The sequence below is a fragment of the Amycolatopsis sp. NPDC001319 genome, assembly GCF_042896185.1.
Classification (GTDB): domain Bacteria; phylum Actinomycetota; class Actinomycetes; order Mycobacteriales; family Pseudonocardiaceae; genus Amycolatopsis.
Genome location: NZ_JBIAWY010000002.1, coordinates 341158 through 358865, shown reverse-complemented (window position 1 = coordinate 358865; position 17708 = coordinate 341158). Strand labels below are relative to the sequence as shown.

The window sequence follows — 17708 nt, the reverse complement described above, 5'->3', positions numbered from 1 at the left end:
GCCGTGAAAGCCGCACCGTTCGCCTACGTCCGGCCCGCGACGCTCGACGACGCCGTCGCCGAGCTCGTGCGCAGCGCCGGTGAGGGCAAGGTGCTCGCGGGCGGCCAGTCGCTGGTGCCGATCCTGGCGATGCGGCTGGCGCGTCCGTCCACTGTGGTCGACATCGGGTCGCTGTCCGAACTGGACTTCGTGCGCCGCGAGGGCGACGAGCTCGTGATCGGGGCCCTGGTGCGCCAGCGGACGCTCGAAGGGCACCCGCTCGCCTCGGCCGTACCCCTGCTGCGCCTGGCGCTGCCGTGGATCGGGCACCGCGAGCTGCGCAGCCGGGGCACGGTGTGCGGCAGCATCGCGCACGCCGACCCCGCCGCCGAGCTGCCCGCCGTGGCCTGCTGCCTGGACGCGTCGCTGGAGATCGCCGGTCCGCGCGGCCGGCGCACCGTGCCCGCGGCCGAGTTCTTCCACGGCGCCATGGCCACCTCGGTCGGCGCCGAGGACGTGCTGGCCGCGGTGCGCTTCCCCGTGGCCCGCCCGGACGAGGGTTTCGGGTTCGCCGAGATCGCGCGCCGGCACGGGGATTTCGCGCTGGCCGGGGTGGCCACGCGGTTCCGGGCCGGGGACGGCGAAGCCGTGCTGACCGCGTTCGGGGTGTCGGACCGGCCGGTCACGCGCGTCGTCACCGGCCTCGGCGACGACGAGGTCGCCGAGCTGGCCTGCGGTCTCGTGGACACCGCGGGCGACACCCACGGCTCGCGCGAGTACCGGCAGCGGCTCGTGGCGGCGCTGGCCGTGCGCGAGCTGGCCCGGGCCCGCCGAGCGCCGGAAGGAGGGTCGGCATGACGCTGCCACGGCCGGTTCGGGCGGAGGCCGGCGAGCCCCTCGACGTGACGATGACCGTGAACGGCACGGAGGTGTCGCTGTCGCTGCCCGCGCGCGTGACGCTCGCCGACGCGCTGCGCGACCACCTCGGACTCACCGGCACGCACCTGGGCTGCGAGCACGGCGTGTGCGGGATGTGCACGGTGCTGGTCGACGGCTCCGCCGCCCGCGCGTGCCTGCTGTTCGCCTGCCAGCTCGACGGCGCGGACATCGTGACGGTCGAGGGCCTCGGCCGCCCGGACGACCTGCACCCGTTGCAGGAGGCGTTCGGCGCGCACCACGCGCTGCAGTGCGGGTTCTGCACACCGGGGTTCCTGCTCAGCTCCTACGACCTGCTGGCGCACAAGCCGGACGTCGCCGAAGAGGACCTGCCCGTGGAGCTGTCCGGTGTGCTGTGCCGGTGCACCGGCTACCGCAACATCGTCTCCGCGGTGTCCGAAGTGGCCGGTGCGCACCGCGACGGGATCCCCGAGCCGCGCAACTGCGGGCAGCACGTGCTGATGGGCCACACCGCCGCCAAGCCGGGCGGCAAGGCCGTGGCCGAAGCGGCAGGTGTCCGGGAGATCGAGCTGCCGCAAGGGGATCCGACGTTCACCGTCGAGGTCACCCAGGAGCTCGCCGCGTCGCCGGAGAAGACGTGGGCCGTGCTCGACGACATCGACCTCGTCGCCGCGTGCCTGCCCGGGGCGGAGATCACCGGGCACCTCGGCGAAGACCGCTACCGCGGCCGGGCGCGGGTCGCCGTCGGGCCGATCCGGCTGTCGTTCGCGGGGCTCGCGCAGGTCACCGAACGCGACGCGGAGGCCCACCGCCTGCGGGTGATCGGCCAGGGCGAGGACGCCGGCGGCGGGCGCACCCAGGCCGATATCCTGCTCGTCGCAGAGGAAACCGAAGCCGGCACGCGGCTGCGGGCGACCGCGCAGGTGTACCTGACCGGCCGGATCGCGCAGTTCGGCCGGGCGCTGGCCGGCGACGTCAGCCGGCGCATGTTCGAACAGTTCGCCGCGGCCGTGGAGGAGACCGCGGTGTCCGGGGTGCGCACGACGGCGAAGAAGCCGCCGGGCGCACTGACTCTCCTCGCAGCCACTCTCGCGGCGAAAGCCCGGGAATGGGGCCGGCGCCTGCGCCGGGCCGAGCACAACCCACCCACACATCCGAAAGGGACTCAACGATGAGTTCGACCGCCCCGATCGACAAGATCCTGAGCGACGCCGTCGACGCCGGCGACGTGCCCAACGTCGTGGCCATCGCCGCCGACGACAACGGCATCATCTACGAAGGCGCCGCCGGCCCGCGCGCCGCCGGCAGTGCCGGCCCGGCGTCCGCGGACACGCACTTCCGCATCATGTCGATGACCAAGATGGTCACGACCACCGCCGCGTTGAAGCTGGCCGACCAAGGGCAGCTCGACCTCGACGCCCCGGTCGAGCGGTACCGGCCCGAGTTCGCCGAGATGAAGGTGCTCGAAGGCTTCGACGGCGACCAGCCGAAGCTGCGGGCGCCGGCCTCGCAGGCCACCGTGCGGCAGCTCATGACGCACACCTCGGGCCTGAGCTACTGGTTCTGGAACGACGACATCGTGAAGTGGGAGAAGGCCACCGGCATCCCCAACGTGCTGTCGGGCCAGAAGATCGTGCTGACCGCCCCGATGGTCGCCGACCCCGGGACCAAGGTCGAGTACGGCACCAACACCGACTGGCTGGGCCAGGTGGTCGAGGCCGTCGCGGGCGTGACGCTCGACGTGTTCTTCAAGGAGCACATCACCGGACCGCTGGGGATGACCGAGACGTCGTTCGCCCCGAGCGGCTCGCAGCGCGACAACCTGGCCCCGATCCACGTCCTGGGCGAGGACGGCAAGTGGGTGGCCACCGACATCAACATCCCCGAGCAGCCCGAGTACTGGGCGGGCGGCCACGGCCTGTACTCCACGCCGCGCGACTACCTCAAGTTCCAGCGGATGCTGCTGGGCGGCGGCACGCTCGACGGCACGAAGGTGCTGGAACGCTCCACTGTGGACGCCGCGTTCACCAACCAGATCGGCGACCTGGACTTCCCGGCGCGCATCCCGACCGCGGACCCGACGTCGTCGTACGACTTCGCCGCGGGGCCGGGTCACAAGTGGGGCCTGGGGCTGGTGCTCAACAGCGAGCAGCGGCCGGGCATGCGCGCGGCGGGCAGCGGGACGTGGGCCGGGCTGTGCAACTCGTTCTTCTGGGTCGACCCGGTGAACCGCGTGACCGGCGCGATCTACAGCCAGTCGCTGCCGTTCGTGCCGCCGCCGTTCATCAAGCTCTACGAGAACTTCGAGCGGGCGCTGTACGCGACGCGCTAGATCCTGAAGCGGCGACGTCCCCGGCCGGGTGCCGCGACCATCCGGCCGGAGCCGTCGGGCTCTTCGGACTGGGTGAACTCAGGCGGCCAGGGCCAGCCCGCCGTCCACGGCGAGGACCTGGCCGGTGAGCCACGCCGCGTGCGGGTCGGCCAGCCGGACGATCCACGCGGCGACGTCGGCGGGACGACCGCGGCGGCCCAGCGGGATGCGCTGGGCCTCGTCGGCCTTGACGCGGTCGACTTCCTCCGGCGACAGGCCCGCCGACACGAGCGCCTCGCTCTCCGTCGGTCCCGGGGCGACGGCGTTCACGCGCACTCCTTCGGGCGCCAGCTCGAGCGCCCAGCTGCGGGTGAGGGATTCGACGGCTGCTTTCGAAGCGCCGTAGTGGGCCGCGCCGGCCAGCGGGCGGTGGCCGAAGGTGCTGGAGACGTTGACGATCGCGCCCCGGCTTTCCCGCAACGGCTTCAGCGCGGCCCGCGCGAGCAGGCTCGGCGCGACGACGTTGACGGCGAACAGGCGCTCGACACCCTCGGCGGTGGTGTCGGCCAGCGGCATCCCGGTGAAGATGCCGGCGTTGTTGACCAGCACGTCGAGCCGGCCCCAGTGCCGCAGCGCCGAGTCCACAACGGACTCCGCGGCCCCGGGTCGCGCCAGGTCGGCCGCGTGGACCTCGATCGCCGGGTGCCGGGCGGCGGTCTCGGCTAGGGCATCGGCACGCCGGCCGACGACGAGGACTTTCGCGCCCGCGTCCGCGAACGCCTCCGCACTCGCCCGGCCGATGCCCGATCCGGCGCCGGTGACGATCACGACGCGTCCGGACAGGTCGCTCGACGTCGGGTCCACGGCTCGCTCCTTCATTCGATGTTCTGCGAACGTCGAACGTAGCACGTTGTTCGGCCGTCGTAGAATGACGGTCGGCCCGCCCCCGACGAACGGATCCGCATGAGGCACCCGACGCCCCCGCCGGCGCCCGAGGACATGAAGCTGGCGGAGGTGCTCACCGCATTGAGCGACTCCGTCCGCCTCGGCCTGGTGCGCCAGCTCGCCGACGGCGCCGAACGCAAGTGGGGCGACCTGCGCGCGCCCGTCGCCAAATCCACGCTCAGCCACCACCTCAAGACCCTCCGCGGCGCCGGCGTCACCGAAACCCGCGAAGACGGCACCCGCTGTTTCGTCACCCTCCGTCGCGGGGCCCTGGACCAGCGGTTTCCCGGCCTCCTGGACGCCGTGCTGAAGGCGGCCGACGAGGAGCAGATCGGCGAGGCGCCCGCGCTCGACAGGACCGCGGCGCGCCCCTAGCCTGACTAGAGCGATCGCTCTAGCGGGAGGTGCCATGCCGACGCTCGAACTGTCCGCCGGGCCGATCGACTACGTCGACACCGGCGGCCCCGGGCCGGTGGTCGTGTTCACGCACGGCTTTCCGATGAACGAAACGCAGTGGCGCAAGGTCGTGCCCCGGTTGACCGGCTATCGCTGCGTGCTGCCGACGCTCCACCTCGGCGCCCACCGCACTCCGATGCACCGCGACGCGGACCTCTCGCAGTTCGGCCAGGCGCTGCTGCTCGGCGAGTTCCTGGAGCGCCTCGGCCTCACCGACGTCACCCTCGTCCTCAACGACTGGGGCGGCCCGCAGTTCCTCGTGTCCGAAGGCCGCGCCGGCCGCGTCGGCCGGCTGGTGCTCGTCGCGTGCGAGGCGTTCGACAACTTCCCGCCACCACCCGCCCGGCCACTGGCCCGGCTGGCCAAACTGCCCGGCGGCGTCTGGCTCCTCATGCGCCTGCTGCGCACGAAGTTTCTCCGCCACAACGAAAAGACGTATGGCGGCCTCGCCAATCACGGCATCCCCGACATCGTGCTCGACGACTGGTTCGCCCCGGCCACCCGCGACCGCGCCATCCGCCGCGACCTCGCCAAGTTCGCCGTCTCCACCCCGCGCCGCGACGTGCTGCTGCGCTGGACCGCCCGCCTCTCGGACTTCGACCGGCCGGTCCTCGTCGTGTGGGCCCCGGAAGACCGCATGATGCCCACCTCCCACGGCCGCCGCCTGGCGGAACTCTTCCCGGCCGGGCGGCTCGTCGAAATCGCCGACTCGTGGACTCTCATCCCGGAAGACCAGCCGGACCGCTTGGCCGAAGCCCTGCAGGACTTCCTGCCCACGACGGCCTGACCCGCTACTGCTGATACGGCGGACGCGGCTGCTGGTATTCCGGCGGCGGAGGTTGCTGAAACCCTTGCGGTGACGCGAATCCCGGCTGCTGGTGGTACTCGGGCTGCTGGTGGAATCCAGGCTGCTGCTGGTATCCCTGCGGCGGAGACTGCGGAAACACCGGAGCCGGAGGGAATCCCGGCGGCGGCGCGAAGCCCGGCTGGTGCCCGGGCTCGGAAACCGGGCCGGATCCCCGGCCGGCCCGTCGCCGCACCGCGACCACCAGCCGCCAGCCGCACAAGGCCGCGATCCCCGCGCCGATCCCGAACGTGACCCACCGGCCACCGCCCTCGAAGGACTTCGCGCTGTCGACCGACTCCTGCAGCTTCTCCTCGTAGGTCTTGCTGGACTTCAGGCCGTACTGGGTCGTTTCACAGGTCTCCCCCGGCCGCATCTCCTCGCCGCCGCACACCACCTTGGTGCTCGGCTCCCCGCTGCCGAACAGGCCGAGCGCCACCAGCCCCAGCCCGAACAGCAGCCCGATCGACCACCAAACCACGCTTTTCATCCGTCCCCCACTGCGTCATACCGGATAGCGAGGCACATCAGACCACAAATCGAACTGTGACGCACAGGCTTCCGACGTAACACTCGAAAGAGTGAACCCACAAAGGAAGCCGGCGGGCCCGAATCTGAACAACCCGCAGGCCATGGCCCTAGGCCACTGGCACAGCGGCGATCGCCTCCACTTCGGCTGCGTAGTCCGGGCCGGCCAGTGCCGCCACGACCACCAGGGATTGGGCCGGGAAGTCACCCGCCGGGAACCAGTGCGCGAAGGCCTCTGCCTGGCCGCCCGGTAGCCGGCGAGGTGTTCGGTGCCCGCGACGAACGTCAGGAGCTTCACCAGGTGCTCGGGGCGCGCCCCGTGCGCGGCGAGCAGCGCCTCGATGTTCGCGAAGATCTGCCGCGCTTGTGCTTCCGCGTCGGTGCCGGCGAGGGTGCCGTCCGGGAGCAGCCCCGCGCGTTCGTTTCGATCCTCGCGCACCGGGTAGGCCGCGAAGGACCGAACAAGACGAAGGGAGTCCCATGAGCACCATCACCGAGTTCGTCGACGTGCACGCGCCGGTTTCCGCGGCGTACAACCAGTGGACGCAGTTCGAGTCGTTCCCGCGCTTCATGGACGGCGTGGAGGAAGTGCGCCAGCTCGACGACACGCACACGCACTGGAAGATCGCGCTGGGCGGGGTCACGCGGGAGTTCGACGCGACGATCACCGAGCAGCACCCCGACGAGCGCGTGGCGTGGGCGTCGGACTCCGGGCCGACGCACGCGGGCGTGATCACGTTCCACCGGCTCGACGACCGGACCACCCGGGTGACCGCCCAGATGGAGCTCGACCCCGACGGTTTCGCCGAGACCGCGGCCGACAAGCTCGGCATCCTCGACCGGCGGGTCAAGGAGGACATGCAGCGGTTCAAGACGTTCATCGAGCACCGCGACGGCCGCGAAACCGGCACGTGGCGCGGTGACGTCGCTCCCCCGCCGCAGGGCTGACCCGGTTTCGCCACCCGCCCGCGGTGGTAACCGGCGCCCAGGAAGGGAGCCACCCATGACTGCCGACGAGAAGCAGATGGACGAGCAGCTCGAAGAAGTGCGCCACGCGATCAGCGAGGCCAAGGACGCCGCCCAGGAAGCCCGCGACTCGCGTCCGGGAGGCGGCGGTTCCGGAGCGGCGGATTCCGGCGAGCGCGAGGAGGATTCACCATGAGCGACCCCGACAAGCCCGAAGGACGCGACGACCCCTACGGCGAGTCCGCCGAGGAGCAGCGCGAGACCGTCCGCGGCGAACAGGGCACCTCGGGGGACCCGCACGACGACACCGACCCGCAGTCGGGCTCCTGACGGGTTGGGCCCGCACCGCAACGGGTATCCGCCGCTCACGAGCGAAGGAGGAGGAGCCGTGCCTCAGGAAACTTGGAGCGACAAGCGCGAGCGTCAGTACGAGCACATCAAGTCGGAGCAGCAGGACCGCGGCGCCAGTACCTCCCGGGCGCAGGAGATCGCCGCCCGCACCGTGAACAAGAACCGCGCCCGTTCCGGCGAGTCCCGCTCCGCCAGCAAGACCTCGCTCCGGGACAAGAGCCCGCAGCAGCGCGGCGGGGAACGCAGCGGCCGCGGCCTCGGGCCGGGCGGGCCGACCAAGGACCAGCTCTACAACGAGGCCAAGCAGCGCAACATCAAGGGCCGCTCGAACATGACGAAGAAGGAACTTCAGAAAGCCCTGGGCCGCTGACTGTCGGCCCGGGCCCGATCCCGTCGGCAGCCCCCTGCCGACGGGATCGGCGCGTCCACTGTGGACCGTTCTCCTGACGAGGGAGGCACCCGTGAGCAGCCGGCTGATCGCCGTCGCCATCGACTGCCGCAACGCCGAGGCACTCGCCGAGTTCTGGCGCGAGGCCCTGGACTACCCGGCCACCGAACGCTGGACCGACCACCACGGGCTCACCTACGTCGAGCTCAAGGCGCCCGGCCGGGCGTCGCTGCTGTTCCAGCCCGTGCCCGAGGTCAGTTGTAATGAAGACGTAACCACCGCCTGGCTGCCGCCCACCTGGTCAGGACGCTTGCGGACGCACACTGCGGACCATCCAGCAATGCGATCGATACTTTTCAAGTAGACGCTATTTTGGGATGTCAGGATTTAGGTTCAGGCGTTCCGTGAGGCCATACGCAGGGAGAGCTGGCTCCGATACTCAGGCGACCGAGGACGTTCCCAGTCGTCGTGGCGGTAAGGCTCATAAGATAGCCGTCTTTGCTACTCGCGTTGACGAAATGCTTGTTTAGCCAGGTGTCGGTGTGGACTGACCAACCGTTGTCGGCCCACCATTTCATAAGCTTCCTATAGTAGTCGTTATTGTGCGCACGATCCGGCCCGTCAACCCAGTAGGTTATTCCGACGCTGAACTGGCCGGTCTCATGATCGAAATTGTCCGTGCATGGCATCGGCTGGAGCGGCAGCTCAGTTAGCTTATATCCCAGGGGAAAGGAGGCCGCCGCTGCTGCATGCACATAATTCAGCACGCTTTGCTGGGCTTGCTCGGCCGACAGGGTCGGTTGCATGGGTGCGCCTCCGCAGGAAATCGTAGTGAACAGCAACACTCCAAAGACCGCGAACAAGAACCACCGTGAAGATTTTCGCACGGTCATATTCATCATGGTTTGTTCCCGGCGATGATGTTGCCCATGGCGGCGAGTGAGTCTGAGTCTCTGTTCCAGTAGTCACTGTGGGAGGTGAGAGGGTTGCTGGGGTTGGAATCGAATCGCTGTCCGCCGAACCATCCGGTGGCGGGGTCGGGTCCGAGGGGGTCGATTCCGTCTGCCATGGGGTTGTCGAAGTTGGTGGCGATAGGGATGGGGTCGGTGGGTGCTTTGGTCGAGTAGATGTGTTGTCCGACCTGGTCTTGTGGCGTGCCGTCGAGGTGGAGTTGGTTGGCATGTTCGACGCCGACGCCGGGGCTGGCGACCATGACGACGTTGCTGGCGGGCAGGCCGAGGTCGCGGGCGGTTTGCCCGACGACGGTGGTTCCGTAGCTGTGGCCGATAACGGTGGCGTTCATCGGCCCCTGGTGCGCGGCCCCGAGCCCGTCTTGGAAGTTCCGGAGCGAGGGTTCGGCTTTGTCGGCGAAACTGGTGCTGGCCGCGTCCGGGATGATGCTCTGCGGTGCGTCATACCCCACCCAGGTGATCACCGATGTAGACGGCGACCCCATTTGGGTCGCCATATGCATCATCGAATCTGATCGGTAAATATCCGTGGACATGCCGTCGTTGAGTCCGGCGGTGGTGCCGGGAACATATGTAGCGACGTTGACGGCGGTGTCGGGATTGCCGATGGCGACGATGGCCTGTCCGGAGTTAGCGGGGTTGATGCCGAGCAGGTAGGCGCGTTGGTGTTGCAGGTCGGCATAGTCTCGGTTGAGCACGACCCGGTTCGCACGGTCCCGATCGGTGGCAGGCAGTCCGTCCATCGCGCCGATCGCGCCGGGGCGGTCCCGGATCAGGATGTCCCGGCCGGCGTTGGACAGGGTCGCCCACCACGCGGCGTTTTGCGATGGGGTCGCGTTCGGTGGCGGCTCGGGCAGGGTGAGGCCGGGGTCTTTCACCCCGTCGGCGGCGGCAGCGGTGACGGTGGATTCGTCACCGGTGCCGAACTGGCCTGCCGCTGCCCGATCCAGCACCGACGCCAGATCAGCGTCGATGTCGTTCGCAGTGCGCAGGATCTGCGCGACGTCGTCCGTCAGTTGCGCATGCACCCGTTCCCGGTCTTCCGGGTGCAGGGCAGGCGGCACCTGTCGGCCCGCGAAGGTGTCGACGATGCCCCCGGCGTCGGTGATCTCGTAGCCGTACTTGCGGGCCAGTTCCTCAACATCGGCCAACGCGTGCCGAACGCCAGTGATCGCGTCGGAGGCCTGGCCGACCGTCTTTCCCAGGATGGACACACCAGCGGCGATCGTGTCCAGACCACGCATCAGGGCATCGTGCTGAGCAGCGGCGTTATCGGCTGCGGGTCCGCTCCACCCCTCGACCGGCAGTGTCTTGCCGTAATCATCCCCGGAATGGACCAGGATTTGGGTCCGGATCTGCAGGACTGAGAAAATTTCATCCAGCGCGCCCGGGTTCCACTGTCGGATGTCAGCCAGCGACACCATCAGCGCGGCCCCCGCATCGGCGGCGCGGCGGCCGGGAACACTCCGGCCGCCGCCTGGTCGCCGTGCTGGTACCGATCAGCTGCGGTGATCAGTCCCTCAGCGAATCGCTGAGCCTCCGCACACCGCTCGGTGAACGTCGCGGCCCAGGCCTCGCGGAACCGGCCAGCCGCCGCCGCTTGCCCGCCCGGCACCGCCCCGGCCACCTGCCCCACCGGTTCCGCGCAGTCCGCGCTCCGCAGGCCGACCAAATTCTCACCAGCGGATTTGCCCGCCGCCCGCAGTGTGTCGACTACCGCCGTGAAGCCCACTTGCGACCCCTCCCCGTGATCGTTCCGTCACAGGCTACGGGACCAGGAGCAGCGGATTCCACAACCTCGGCACAGCCAGGGCCGCCTACCTACCCGCAGCGTGAGAGCCTACTCAAGCTTGACCTGAGTAGTCCTGCTCAGAAGGCGGCTCCATGCTGCCGGGGGCCCCAGGGACGGCGACCTGCCCCATCAAGGTGTCCTAATATGCCGCGAGCTGTGCCGCCGCGCTGCGCGCCGGCACCTGGCCCGCATCGATCGCGTGTCGCAGCCGCCCAGCCGCCTCGACAAGGGTGGAGCGCGCCTCGGCTGCCCGTTGGGCCGCCGACAGCTCTGGATCCGCTGAAAGAATGTCGTCGCTTTTCATGATGAATCCGTCGTGCTCGGGGCGCATGGCCGTCGTCACGTGGAGGTCTTATGGGTGCGGGGCCGGGACGGTCTACGCCGGCCGGGAAGTGCAGCACGCCCACCCGGGCATATCGCCAGGCCAGGCGATGCGACTACGGCCAAGTGGGTCACCCGAATGGAGGAGGGCGGCCGCGATCGCGTGCCAATCACCGGTCAGTCGCCGCGCGTCTCCGCCAGCCGTTCGCGTTGCGGGATCACGACGTACTTCGGGTCCTGCGCCGACGCGACCCCGGCCTGGTAGACGCCGAACCGCGTGCACAGGCCGGCCGCGAGGTAGGCCGCACCGCTCGCCACCGCCGCCGCTCGGCTGCGCCGGGCCGCGAGGGACAACGCGGCACCCGCGGCCGTCAGGCCACGGGCCGCCTTCATCAGCTTGCCCGCCCGGCCGGTCCGGTACGGCTCCGACACGATCCCGAGGCCGTGTTCCAGGTGCCGCGCCACCGCGAGCTCGGCCGCCGCTCCGACGAGACCCGCGCGCACCACCGGCCCGAGCTCGTCCCGGGGTGCCGCCAGCAACGCGGCCCCCGCGCCGCTCGTCATCGCGCTGCCCGCGAACAGCACCGGCAGGTGCCGCCGCGCCTCGTGCCACGACGGCGTGGCGGTGTCGGCGAGCAGCACCGCGGTGTAGGTGCACATCGCCGGCCCCAGCACGCCCGCCGCGGCGCCGGCGAGCTTGCCGACCGGACGCAGCAGGCCGGTCTCCGCCGAGCCGGCCGACACCGCGGCCAGCCCCGAGAACGGCGCCAGGATCCACGAACCCACCGAAAGCGGCGACGTCGGCTTGAGCACCCTGAGCATGTGCAGGAACCGCGCCGGCCGGCCGAGGTCGTGGACCAGCGCGACGACACTCGCGCTCGCGCCGGCCGCCGCGACCAGGCGGCCGACGCGCGCGAGGCCCGGCCGCCCCGTGAGCGTCGCCAGGCTCGCCATCGTCGCGGACGAGCCCGCAGCCCCGCCCAGGAACAGGTACAGCGGCACGTCCGGCTGCTTCCACGCCGGTTCCTTGAGGATCGGCCGCCCGTAGTACGAGGTGAACTCGACCGGGTCGACCATCGTCGGTTCGCGGCGCGGGCTCATCGACGCCGCCCCAGGAACGAGACGACGAGCGTGCCCGCCACGCCGAGCGCCGCGGCCGCCGTGCGTTTCCACATCTGCGGCAGGTGTTTCGTCGGCACGACGGGGTCCGGCGGGAAGCCGTAGACCTCCGGTTCGTCCAGCAGCAGGAAAAACGCGCCGTCGCCGCCGACGCCGTCGTCCGGGTCGCGGCCGTAGAGCCGGGCCTCGGGCACGCCGGAGCCGTGCAGGTCCCGCACCCGCTCGTCGGCGCGTTCGCGCAGCTCGTCGAGCACGCCGAACTGGATGGAGTCCGTGGGACACGCCTTGGCGCACGCCGGCTCCAGGCCGGCGCCGAGACGGTCGTAGCAGAGGGTGCACTTGAACGCGCGGCCGTCGCTCTCGCGCCGCTCGATCACGCCGTACGGGCAGGCGGGCACGCAGTAGCCGCAGCCGTTGCAGATGTCCTGCTGCACCACGACGGTGTCGAACTCGGTGCGGAACAACGCCCCGGTAGGGCAGACGTCGAGGCAACCGGCGTGGGTGCAGTGCTTGCACACGTCGCTCGACATCAGCCAGCGCACGCCGGGTTCTTCGCCGTCCTGCACCGGCGCGCCCACCGTCGGCATCCCGAGATCCACCGCGGGCGGCGCCGCCGGCACCACCTGCTCCACGAAAGCGACGTGCCGCCACGCGTTCGCCCCGAGATCGCCGGTGTTGTCGTACGACGTGCCGAGCAGATCGAGGTCCCGGCCGGGCACGTCGTTCCACTCCTTGCACGCCACCTCGCACGCCTTGCAGCCGATGCACACCGACGTGTCGGTGAAGAATCCCATCCGCGGTTGCGTGCCGTACTCAGCCATCCGCCCTCCTGCGGTATTCCTGCACGAAGGCCGGCAACGCCGGGCCTCGCGGGCGCCGGCCGGGCACGATGTCGCACGTGGCCGCCTTCGCCTCCTGGATGTGCACGTTCGGGTCCATCACCACGCTGAGCAGGTCGTTGGCCGCGTCACCACGGGAAAGCCCGTTCGGGCCCCAGTGGTAGGGCAGTCCGACCTGGTGGATCGTGCGGCCGCGCACCTTGAGCGGTTTCATCCGCGCCGTGACCAGCACCCGCGCCTCGATCGCCGTGCGGGCCGAGACGATCGTCGCCCAGCCCCCGTTCTCCAGCCCGCGCTCGGCCGCGAGCTCCGGCGAGACCTCGCAGAAGAACTCCGGCTGCAGCTCCGCCAGGTACGGCAGCGTGCGGCTCATCCCGCCCGCGGTGTGGTGCTCGGTGAGCCGGTAGGTCGTGAACACGTAGGGGAACACCGTGCTGCGGGCGGGGTTGTACGGGTTCGACGGCGTGACCAGCGTCTGGCGCGCCGGGTTGTCCTGCTGGGCGTACAGCGGATTGTCCACAGGGGACTCGAACGGCTCGTAGTGCGTGGGCAGCGGACCGTCGGCGAGCCCGGCGGGCACGTAGAGCCAGGCGCGCCCGTCGGTCTGCATGATGAACGGGTCGGCACCGCCGATGGCGTCCTGCCTCTTGGCGCCCTCGGGCGGCACGTAGTCCGGGCGTTTGGTCGGCTCGAAGTCGGCGACGTCGGGTCCGGCCCAGCGGCCCTGGTCCTCGTCCCAGTAGAGGTACTTCTTGCGCTCGCTCCACGGTTTCCCGGCCGGATCGGCCGACGCGCGGTTGTAGAGGATGCGCCGGTTCGCCGGCCACGCCCACGCCCATTCGGCGGCCACCCAGTCCTGTTCGGACCCGGGTTTCCGGTTCGCGGCGTGGTTGTGGCCGCCGGCGCGCACGCCGCAGTAGATCCAGCAGCCGCAGGAGGTGGACCCGTCGTCCTTGAGCTGCGTGTACGCCGACAGCGGGCCTTCGGGGCCGTGGCCGTTGATCTCGGCCAGCACCGACTCGGCCGACGGGTCGTCGAGCGGCCCTTCGGTCGGGTAGCTCCAGGTCAGCTCCTGCACCGGCAGGTCCCGCGGATCCCTGCTGCCGGCCAGCTTCTCCCGGATGAGCCGGCCCAGGTGGTAGTAGAACCACAGGTCGCTGCGCGCTTCTCCCGGCGGTTCAACGGCTTTGTGGTGCCACTGCAGCAGCCGCTGCGTGTTGGTGAAGCTGCCGTCCTTCTCGGTGTGGGCGGCGGCGGGCAGGAAGAACACCTCGGTGCCGATCTCCGTGCTCGCCAGCTCCCCCGTCTCGATCTCCGGCCCGTCCTTCCAGAACGTCGCCGACTCGATCATCTGCAGGTCGCGCACCACGAGCCAGTCGAGGTTCGCCAGCCCCAGTCGCTGCATCTTCCCGTTGGCCGAACCGACGGCGGGGTTCTCGCCGACGAGGAAGTAGCCCTTGCACGTGCCCTCGATCTGGTTGCGCACCGTGGCGTACGTGCCGTGGTCGCCGGTCAGGCGCGGCAGGTGGGCGAAGCGGAAGTCGTTGTGCGGCTGGGCGGCGTCGCCCCAGTACGCCTTGAGCAGGCTCACCATGTAGGCGTCCATGTTGCCCCAGAAGCCGGTGGCGCCGGCGTCGGTGGCCACGTAGTCGTCGAGGCTGAAGTGCTGGTGCGCGTGGGGCATCGGCAGGTATCCGGGCAGGATGTTGTACAGCGTCGGGATGTCGGTGGAGCCCTGGATGCTCGCGTGCCCGCGCAGCGCCAGGATGCCGCCGCCGGGTCGGCCGATGTTGCCCAGCAGCGTCTGCAGGATCGACGCGGTGCGGATGTACTGCGCGCCGACCGTGTGCTGCGTCCAGCCCACCGAGTAGACCCACGCCGTGGTGCGCTCGCGGCCCGAGTTCTCCGTGACCGCTTCGGCGATCTCCAGGAACTGCCGCACCGGGATGCCGCAGATGTCCGCCACGACCTCCGGTGTGTACCGCGAGAAGTGGCGCTTGAGGACCTGGTAGACGCACCGCGGGTGCTGCAGTGTCTCGTCCAGGTGCGGTTTCCCGCCCACCGCGGCGCCACCGCTGCCGTAGGACTCGGCCCGCGCGGCCTTCTGGTGGCCCTCCCCGCCGTGGTGCTGCTCGCCCGGCAGCTCGGCCTCGCCGCTGCCGGCAGCCGGGAGGGTGTCGACACCCTCGTAGGCCCAGGTGGACACGTCGTACTGCTTGCCCTCGGGGTCATAGCCGGAGAAGACCCCGTCGAGGTCCTCGGTGTCGCGGAAGTCCTCACGCAGGATCGCGGCGGCGTTGGTGTACGCCAGCACGTACTCGCGGAAGTCGAGCTCGTGGTCCAGGACGTACTTGATCAGGCCGCCGAGGAACGCGATGTCCGAGCCCGCGCGCAGCGCCGCGTGGGTGTGCGCGACCGCGCTAGTGCGCGTGAAGCGCGGGTCGACGTGGATGATCTTCGCCCCGCGGGCCTTCGCCTCCATCACCCACTGGAACCCCACGGGGTGGGCCTCCGCCATGTTGGAGCCCTGGATCACGATGCAGTCGGCGTTGACCAGGTCCTGCTGGAACGTCGTGGCGCCTCCACGACCGAAGGAGGTCCCCAGACCGGGAACCGTGGCGGAGTGTCAAATACGGGCCTGGTTCTCGATCTGGATCGCGCCGAGCGCGGTGTAGAGCTTCTTCATCAGGTAGTTCTCTTCGTTGTCCAGCGTCGCGCCGCCGAGGCTGGCCAACCCGAGGGTGCGCTTGAGCGGCACGCCCTTTGCGTCGGATTCCTCCCACGTCTCGGCGCGCGTGCGCAGGACCCGCTCGGCGATCATCTCCATCGCCTCGTCGAGCGGCAGGCGCTCCCAGCCGGTGCCGTACGGGCGCCGGTAGAGCACTTCGGTGACCCGGTTGGGGCTCGTCACGAGCTGTTTGCTGGCCGAGCCCTTGGGGCACAGCCGGCCCCGTGAGATGGGCGAGTCGGGGTCGCCCTCGATCTGGGTGACGCGCTCGTCCTTGACGTAGACCTTCTGCCCGCAGCCGACCGCGCAGTACGGGCACACCGACTTCACGACGCGGTCCGCGTCCTGGGTGCGCGCGTGCCAGGCCTCGGAGCCGCTCGACTTCGCCGCGGCACCACGAGCCAGCCGGTCGGGACCGGTCAGCTGCCGGTACACGGGCCAGCCCTCGATCCACCGCCGGACACCCATGCCCGCCAACCTAATGCCTTCGCGCGCCCGGCGCAGGTCACTCACCCGTGCGGGGGCCGCTGCTCCCGGCGGCCGGACCCGGTCACCGCAGCCGGCGGGTGCCGTCGCCGAGGGGCTCGGTGACGCCCGCCGCGTCGAGGTGTTCGAGCAACGGCACCATCACGCGGCGGGTCGTGTCGAGGGCGCGGCGGGCGTCGGCGACCGTGAACGGCCGGGCGACGCCGGCCAGGACCTCCGCCGCCCGTTCCTCCGTGCCCGGCGCGACGTAGACGCCCTCGGCCAGCACCGTGAGGCGGCCGTGGCGGACGGCGGCGGCCAGTTCTCGCCGGCCCAGCCCCAGCTCACGGAGATGATCGGTCTCAGGGGCGCGGAAGGGGTGTTCGGCGAACTCCTTGTCCAGTTCGGCGACGGCCTCGGCGACGCGCGGTTCGAGGCCGGTGCCGGGCAGCCGCACCAGCCCGGCGCGGGTTTCCAGACCGGTGAGCAGCGGCGGCAGGAGCTCCGGCGCGGGCAGCTCCAGCCTTTGCCGGAGCGTCTCTTCGGGCATACCCGCGGCGACGGGGTGGTCGTGGGTCCAGGCGGCGACCTCCTCCCGGACCAGCGCCTTGAGGTGGGCGAACCGGCCGGGATCCACCAGCCACTCGCCCGCGTGCTCGCCGGTCGGCGCGAAGCCCATCGCGCGGAACTCCGCCGCCTTGACGAAACCGCGCCGTGCCAGGTGGGCCGGCGCCGGCTCGCGCGTCAGCTCGTCTCCTCGCGCGCGGGCGGCGCCCCGGCGCCTCAGCTCGGGCGGCCGGACGTCGAGCACTTCGACCCCGGCCGGGATGAGGTGGGCGCCCGGGTCGCGGACCAAGCCCCGGTCGCCGACGCGCAGGGGCAGCGGAGTCCGCAGCGTCAGCCGTGCGGTGTCCGTCCCGAGTGGACGGACCCGGGCCGCGACGGCCGCGGTGCCCAGGTGCAGCACCAGCGACTGGTGCAGGTCCGCGGACCGGGTGCCGCGCAGGCGGACGTCCACCTCGCTCGTCGTCAGCCACGCCCCGGGTGTGAGCAGGGCGTGGCCGCGCCGGGCCTGTTCGCGGGCGACCCCGCGGAGGTTCAGCGCCACCCGCGCGACGCCGGTGACCCGGTCGCGGGGCTCCCCCAGCGCTTCGATCCCCCTGACCGTGACGGTGGCACCTCCGAGGTCCAGCTCGTCACCGGTCGTGATGGTGCCCGCCGCGAGGGTCCCGGTCACGACGGTGCCCGCGCCGCGGATCGTGAACGCCCGGTCGAGCCACAGGCGCACGTCCGCGCCGGTGTCCGGGGCGGGCAACCCGGCGACGAGCGCACCCAGCGCGGCCCTCAGCTCGGCGAACCCGGCGCCGGTCGTGCCGCTGACCGCGACCGAGGGCACCGCACCCAGCGACGTCGCGGAGATCTCGTGCAGCGCGGACGCCGTGGCGGGCCCGGGGTCGGCGCGGTCCGCCTTGGTCACCACGAGCAGCCCGCGGTCCACGCCGAACGCGTCGAGCGCGGCCAGGTGCTCGGCCGACTGCGGTTTCCAGCCCTCGTCGGCCGCGACCACGAACGCCACGGCGGGCGCCGGCCCGGCGCCCGCGAGCATGGTGGGCACGAACCGCTCGTGGCCGGGCACGTCGACGAACGCCACGTCCTCCTCGCCGAGGCGCGTCCACGCGAAGCCGAGGTCGATCGTGAGGCCGCGGCGGCGTTCCTCGGCCCAGCGGTCGGGTTCCATCCCGGTGAGCCGCCGCACCAGCGTGGACTTGCCGTGGTCCACGTGGCCGGCGGTGGCGATCACCCGCACC

Annotated in this window: 21 protein-coding genes; 10 read left to right on the top strand and 11 right to left on the bottom strand. The window is 71.0% G+C overall.

Features of this window, described 5'->3' with window-relative positions:
* Positions 1 to 3 precede the first annotated feature (3 nt).
* The 3 genes from ACFY1H_RS07405 to ACFY1H_RS07395 are packed head-to-tail and all read left to right on the top strand — an operon-like array spanning position 4 to position 3208.
* Positions 4 to 837 (top strand): FAD binding domain-containing protein, encoded by an 834-nt coding sequence (locus ACFY1H_RS07405; RefSeq protein WP_386945272.1) that lies wholly within the window; start codon positions 4 to 6, stop codon positions 835 to 837.
* Entirely contained in the window at positions 834 to 2051 is a 1218-nt protein-coding gene (locus ACFY1H_RS07400) for a 2Fe-2S iron-sulfur cluster-binding protein (protein WP_386945270.1), read from the top strand. The genes ACFY1H_RS07405 and ACFY1H_RS07400 overlap by 4 nt, the downstream gene beginning before the upstream one ends.
* Positions 2048 to 3208: a serine hydrolase domain-containing protein gene (locus ACFY1H_RS07395; RefSeq protein WP_366576425.1), complete on the top strand. Its 1161-nt coding sequence runs from the start codon at positions 2048 to 2050 to the stop codon at positions 3206 to 3208. The genes ACFY1H_RS07400 and ACFY1H_RS07395 overlap by 4 nt, the downstream gene beginning before the upstream one ends.
* A 78-nt stretch (positions 3209 to 3286) precedes the next feature.
* On the opposite strand, the gene ACFY1H_RS07390 is transcribed toward ACFY1H_RS07395, so the two are convergent.
* Positions 3287 to 4051 carry an SDR family NAD(P)-dependent oxidoreductase gene (locus tag ACFY1H_RS07390; RefSeq protein WP_386945268.1) on the bottom strand — a complete coding sequence of 255 codons (765 nt, stop codon included), beginning with the start codon at positions 4049 to 4051 and terminating at the stop codon, positions 3287 to 3289.
* Between the two features lie 99 nt (positions 4052 to 4150).
* Between ACFY1H_RS07390 and ACFY1H_RS07385 the strand changes: the two genes are divergently transcribed.
* Together ACFY1H_RS07385 and ACFY1H_RS07380 are read left to right on the top strand one after the other, a co-directional pair.
* The gene (locus ACFY1H_RS07385) at positions 4151 to 4507 is read left to right on the top strand and encodes an ArsR/SmtB family transcription factor (protein WP_386945266.1); all 357 of its coding nucleotides are present in this window, start codon (positions 4151 to 4153) and stop codon (positions 4505 to 4507) included.
* Between the two features lie 34 nt (positions 4508 to 4541).
* Entirely contained in the window at positions 4542 to 5375 is an 834-nt protein-coding gene (locus ACFY1H_RS07380; RefSeq protein ID WP_386945264.1) for an alpha/beta fold hydrolase, read from the top strand.
* Between the two features lie 4 nt (positions 5376 to 5379).
* Here ACFY1H_RS07380 and ACFY1H_RS07375 read toward each other — a convergent pair whose 3' ends face one another.
* Together ACFY1H_RS07375 and ACFY1H_RS07370 are read right to left on the bottom strand one after the other, a co-directional pair.
* Positions 5380 to 5922: a hypothetical protein gene (locus ACFY1H_RS07375; protein WP_386945262.1), complete on the bottom strand. Its 543-nt coding sequence runs from the start codon at positions 5920 to 5922 to the stop codon at positions 5380 to 5382.
* A 15-nt stretch (positions 5923 to 5937) separates the two neighbouring features.
* Positions 5938 to 6399 carry a RidA family protein gene (locus ACFY1H_RS07370; protein ID WP_386945260.1) on the bottom strand — a complete coding sequence of 154 codons (462 nt, stop codon included), beginning with the start codon at positions 6397 to 6399 and terminating at the stop codon, positions 5938 to 5940.
* A gap of 41 nt (positions 6400 to 6440) precedes the next feature.
* On the opposite strand from ACFY1H_RS07370, the gene ACFY1H_RS07365 reads away from it, so the two are divergent.
* From ACFY1H_RS07365 to ACFY1H_RS07345, 5 genes are all read left to right on the top strand, one after another.
* Positions 6441 to 6908, top strand: a complete 468-nt coding sequence (locus ACFY1H_RS07365; RefSeq protein ID WP_366576436.1) for an SRPBCC family protein — start codon at positions 6441 to 6443, stop codon at positions 6906 to 6908.
* A 55-nt stretch (positions 6909 to 6963) separates the two neighbouring features.
* Positions 6964 to 7122, top strand: a complete 159-nt coding sequence (locus ACFY1H_RS07360; protein ID WP_366576438.1) for a hypothetical protein — start codon at positions 6964 to 6966, stop codon at positions 7120 to 7122.
* On the top strand, positions 7119 to 7256 hold the full coding sequence (locus ACFY1H_RS07355; protein ID WP_366576440.1) for a hypothetical protein: 138 nt from the start codon (positions 7119 to 7121) through the stop codon (positions 7254 to 7256). Before ACFY1H_RS07360 ends, ACFY1H_RS07355 begins: the two co-directional genes overlap by 4 nt.
* A 58-nt stretch (positions 7257 to 7314) precedes the next feature.
* The gene (locus ACFY1H_RS07350; protein ID WP_386945258.1) at positions 7315 to 7647 is read left to right on the top strand and encodes a plasmid stabilization protein; all 333 of its coding nucleotides are present in this window, start codon (positions 7315 to 7317) and stop codon (positions 7645 to 7647) included.
* A gap of 91 nt (positions 7648 to 7738) precedes the next feature.
* A complete protein-coding gene (locus ACFY1H_RS07345) occupies positions 7739 to 8029 on the top strand; it encodes a VOC family protein (protein ID WP_386945256.1) in 291 nt (96 codons plus the stop codon).
* Between the two features lie 16 nt (positions 8030 to 8045).
* Here ACFY1H_RS07345 and ACFY1H_RS07340 read toward each other — a convergent pair whose 3' ends face one another.
* The 8 genes from ACFY1H_RS07340 to selB form a co-directional block, all read right to left on the bottom strand.
* A complete protein-coding gene (locus ACFY1H_RS07340; protein WP_366576446.1) occupies positions 8046 to 8471 on the bottom strand; it encodes a hypothetical protein in 426 nt (141 codons plus the stop codon).
* A 92-nt stretch (positions 8472 to 8563) separates the two neighbouring features.
* Positions 8564 to 10060, bottom strand: coding sequence for an alpha/beta hydrolase (locus ACFY1H_RS07335; RefSeq protein ID WP_386945254.1), 1497 nt, complete (start codon positions 10058 to 10060; stop codon positions 8564 to 8566).
* On the bottom strand, positions 10060 to 10368 hold the full coding sequence (locus ACFY1H_RS07330; RefSeq protein WP_386945252.1) for a hypothetical protein: 309 nt from the start codon (positions 10366 to 10368) through the stop codon (positions 10060 to 10062). The genes ACFY1H_RS07335 and ACFY1H_RS07330 overlap by 1 nt, the downstream gene beginning before the upstream one ends.
* Positions 10369 to 10567: 199 nt before the next feature.
* The gene (locus tag ACFY1H_RS07325) at positions 10568 to 10771 is read right to left on the bottom strand and encodes a hypothetical protein (RefSeq protein ID WP_366576452.1); all 204 of its coding nucleotides are present in this window, start codon (positions 10769 to 10771) and stop codon (positions 10568 to 10570) included.
* Positions 10772 to 10926: 155 nt separating this feature from the next.
* Positions 10927 to 11850: an NrfD/PsrC family molybdoenzyme membrane anchor subunit gene (gene nrfD / locus ACFY1H_RS07320; protein WP_366576454.1), complete on the bottom strand. Its 924-nt coding sequence runs from the start codon at positions 11848 to 11850 to the stop codon at positions 10927 to 10929.
* The gene (locus tag ACFY1H_RS07315; protein ID WP_386945250.1) at positions 11847 to 12689 is read right to left on the bottom strand and encodes a 4Fe-4S dicluster domain-containing protein; all 843 of its coding nucleotides are present in this window, start codon (positions 12687 to 12689) and stop codon (positions 11847 to 11849) included. Before ACFY1H_RS07315 ends, nrfD begins: the two co-directional genes overlap by 4 nt.
* A complete protein-coding gene (fdh, locus tag ACFY1H_RS07310) occupies positions 12682 to 15903 on the bottom strand; it encodes a formate dehydrogenase (RefSeq protein WP_386945248.1) in 3222 nt (1073 codons plus the stop codon). The genes ACFY1H_RS07315 and fdh overlap by 8 nt, the downstream gene beginning before the upstream one ends.
* 82 nt (positions 15904 to 15985) lie before the next feature.
* A complete protein-coding gene (gene selB / locus ACFY1H_RS07305; protein ID WP_386945246.1) occupies positions 15986 to 17707 on the bottom strand; it encodes a selenocysteine-specific translation elongation factor in 1722 nt (573 codons plus the stop codon).
* Position 17708 lies beyond the last annotated feature (1 nt).

What these genes read in the sequence shown, in the direction of transcription:
- ACFY1H_RS07395 (WP_366576425.1), top strand. Translation starts at nt 2,048, where the DNA reads ATGAGTTCGACCGCCCCGATCGACAAGATCCTGAGCGACGCCGTCGAC.
- ACFY1H_RS07380 (WP_386945264.1), top strand. Translation starts at nt 4,542, where the DNA reads ATGCCGACGCTCGAACTGTCCGCCGGGCCGATCGACTACGTCGACACC.
- nrfD (WP_366576454.1), bottom strand. Translation starts at nt 11,850, where the DNA reads ATGAGCCCGCGCCGCGAACCGACGATGGTCGACCCGGTCGAGTTCACC.
- ACFY1H_RS07340 (WP_366576446.1), bottom strand. Translation starts at nt 8,471, where the DNA reads ATGCAACCGACCCTGTCGGCCGAGCAAGCCCAGCAAAGCGTGCTGAAT.
- ACFY1H_RS07375 (WP_386945262.1), bottom strand. Translation starts at nt 5,922, where the DNA reads ATGAAAAGCGTGGTTTGGTGGTCGATCGGGCTGCTGTTCGGGCTGGGG.
- ACFY1H_RS07355 (WP_366576440.1), top strand. Translation starts at nt 7,119, where the DNA reads ATGAGCGACCCCGACAAGCCCGAAGGACGCGACGACCCCTACGGCGAG.
- ACFY1H_RS07400 (WP_386945270.1), top strand. Translation starts at nt 834, where the DNA reads ATGACGCTGCCACGGCCGGTTCGGGCGGAGGCCGGCGAGCCCCTCGAC.
- ACFY1H_RS07365 (WP_366576436.1), top strand. Translation starts at nt 6,441, where the DNA reads ATGAGCACCATCACCGAGTTCGTCGACGTGCACGCGCCGGTTTCCGCG.
- ACFY1H_RS07335 (WP_386945254.1), bottom strand. Translation starts at nt 10,060, where the DNA reads ATGGTGTCGCTGGCTGACATCCGACAGTGGAACCCGGGCGCGCTGGAT.
- ACFY1H_RS07360 (WP_366576438.1), top strand. Translation starts at nt 6,964, where the DNA reads ATGACTGCCGACGAGAAGCAGATGGACGAGCAGCTCGAAGAAGTGCGC.
- ACFY1H_RS07385 (WP_386945266.1), top strand. Translation starts at nt 4,151, where the DNA reads ATGAGGCACCCGACGCCCCCGCCGGCGCCCGAGGACATGAAGCTGGCG.
- ACFY1H_RS07315 (WP_386945250.1), bottom strand. Translation starts at nt 12,689, where the DNA reads ATGGCTGAGTACGGCACGCAACCGCGGATGGGATTCTTCACCGACACG.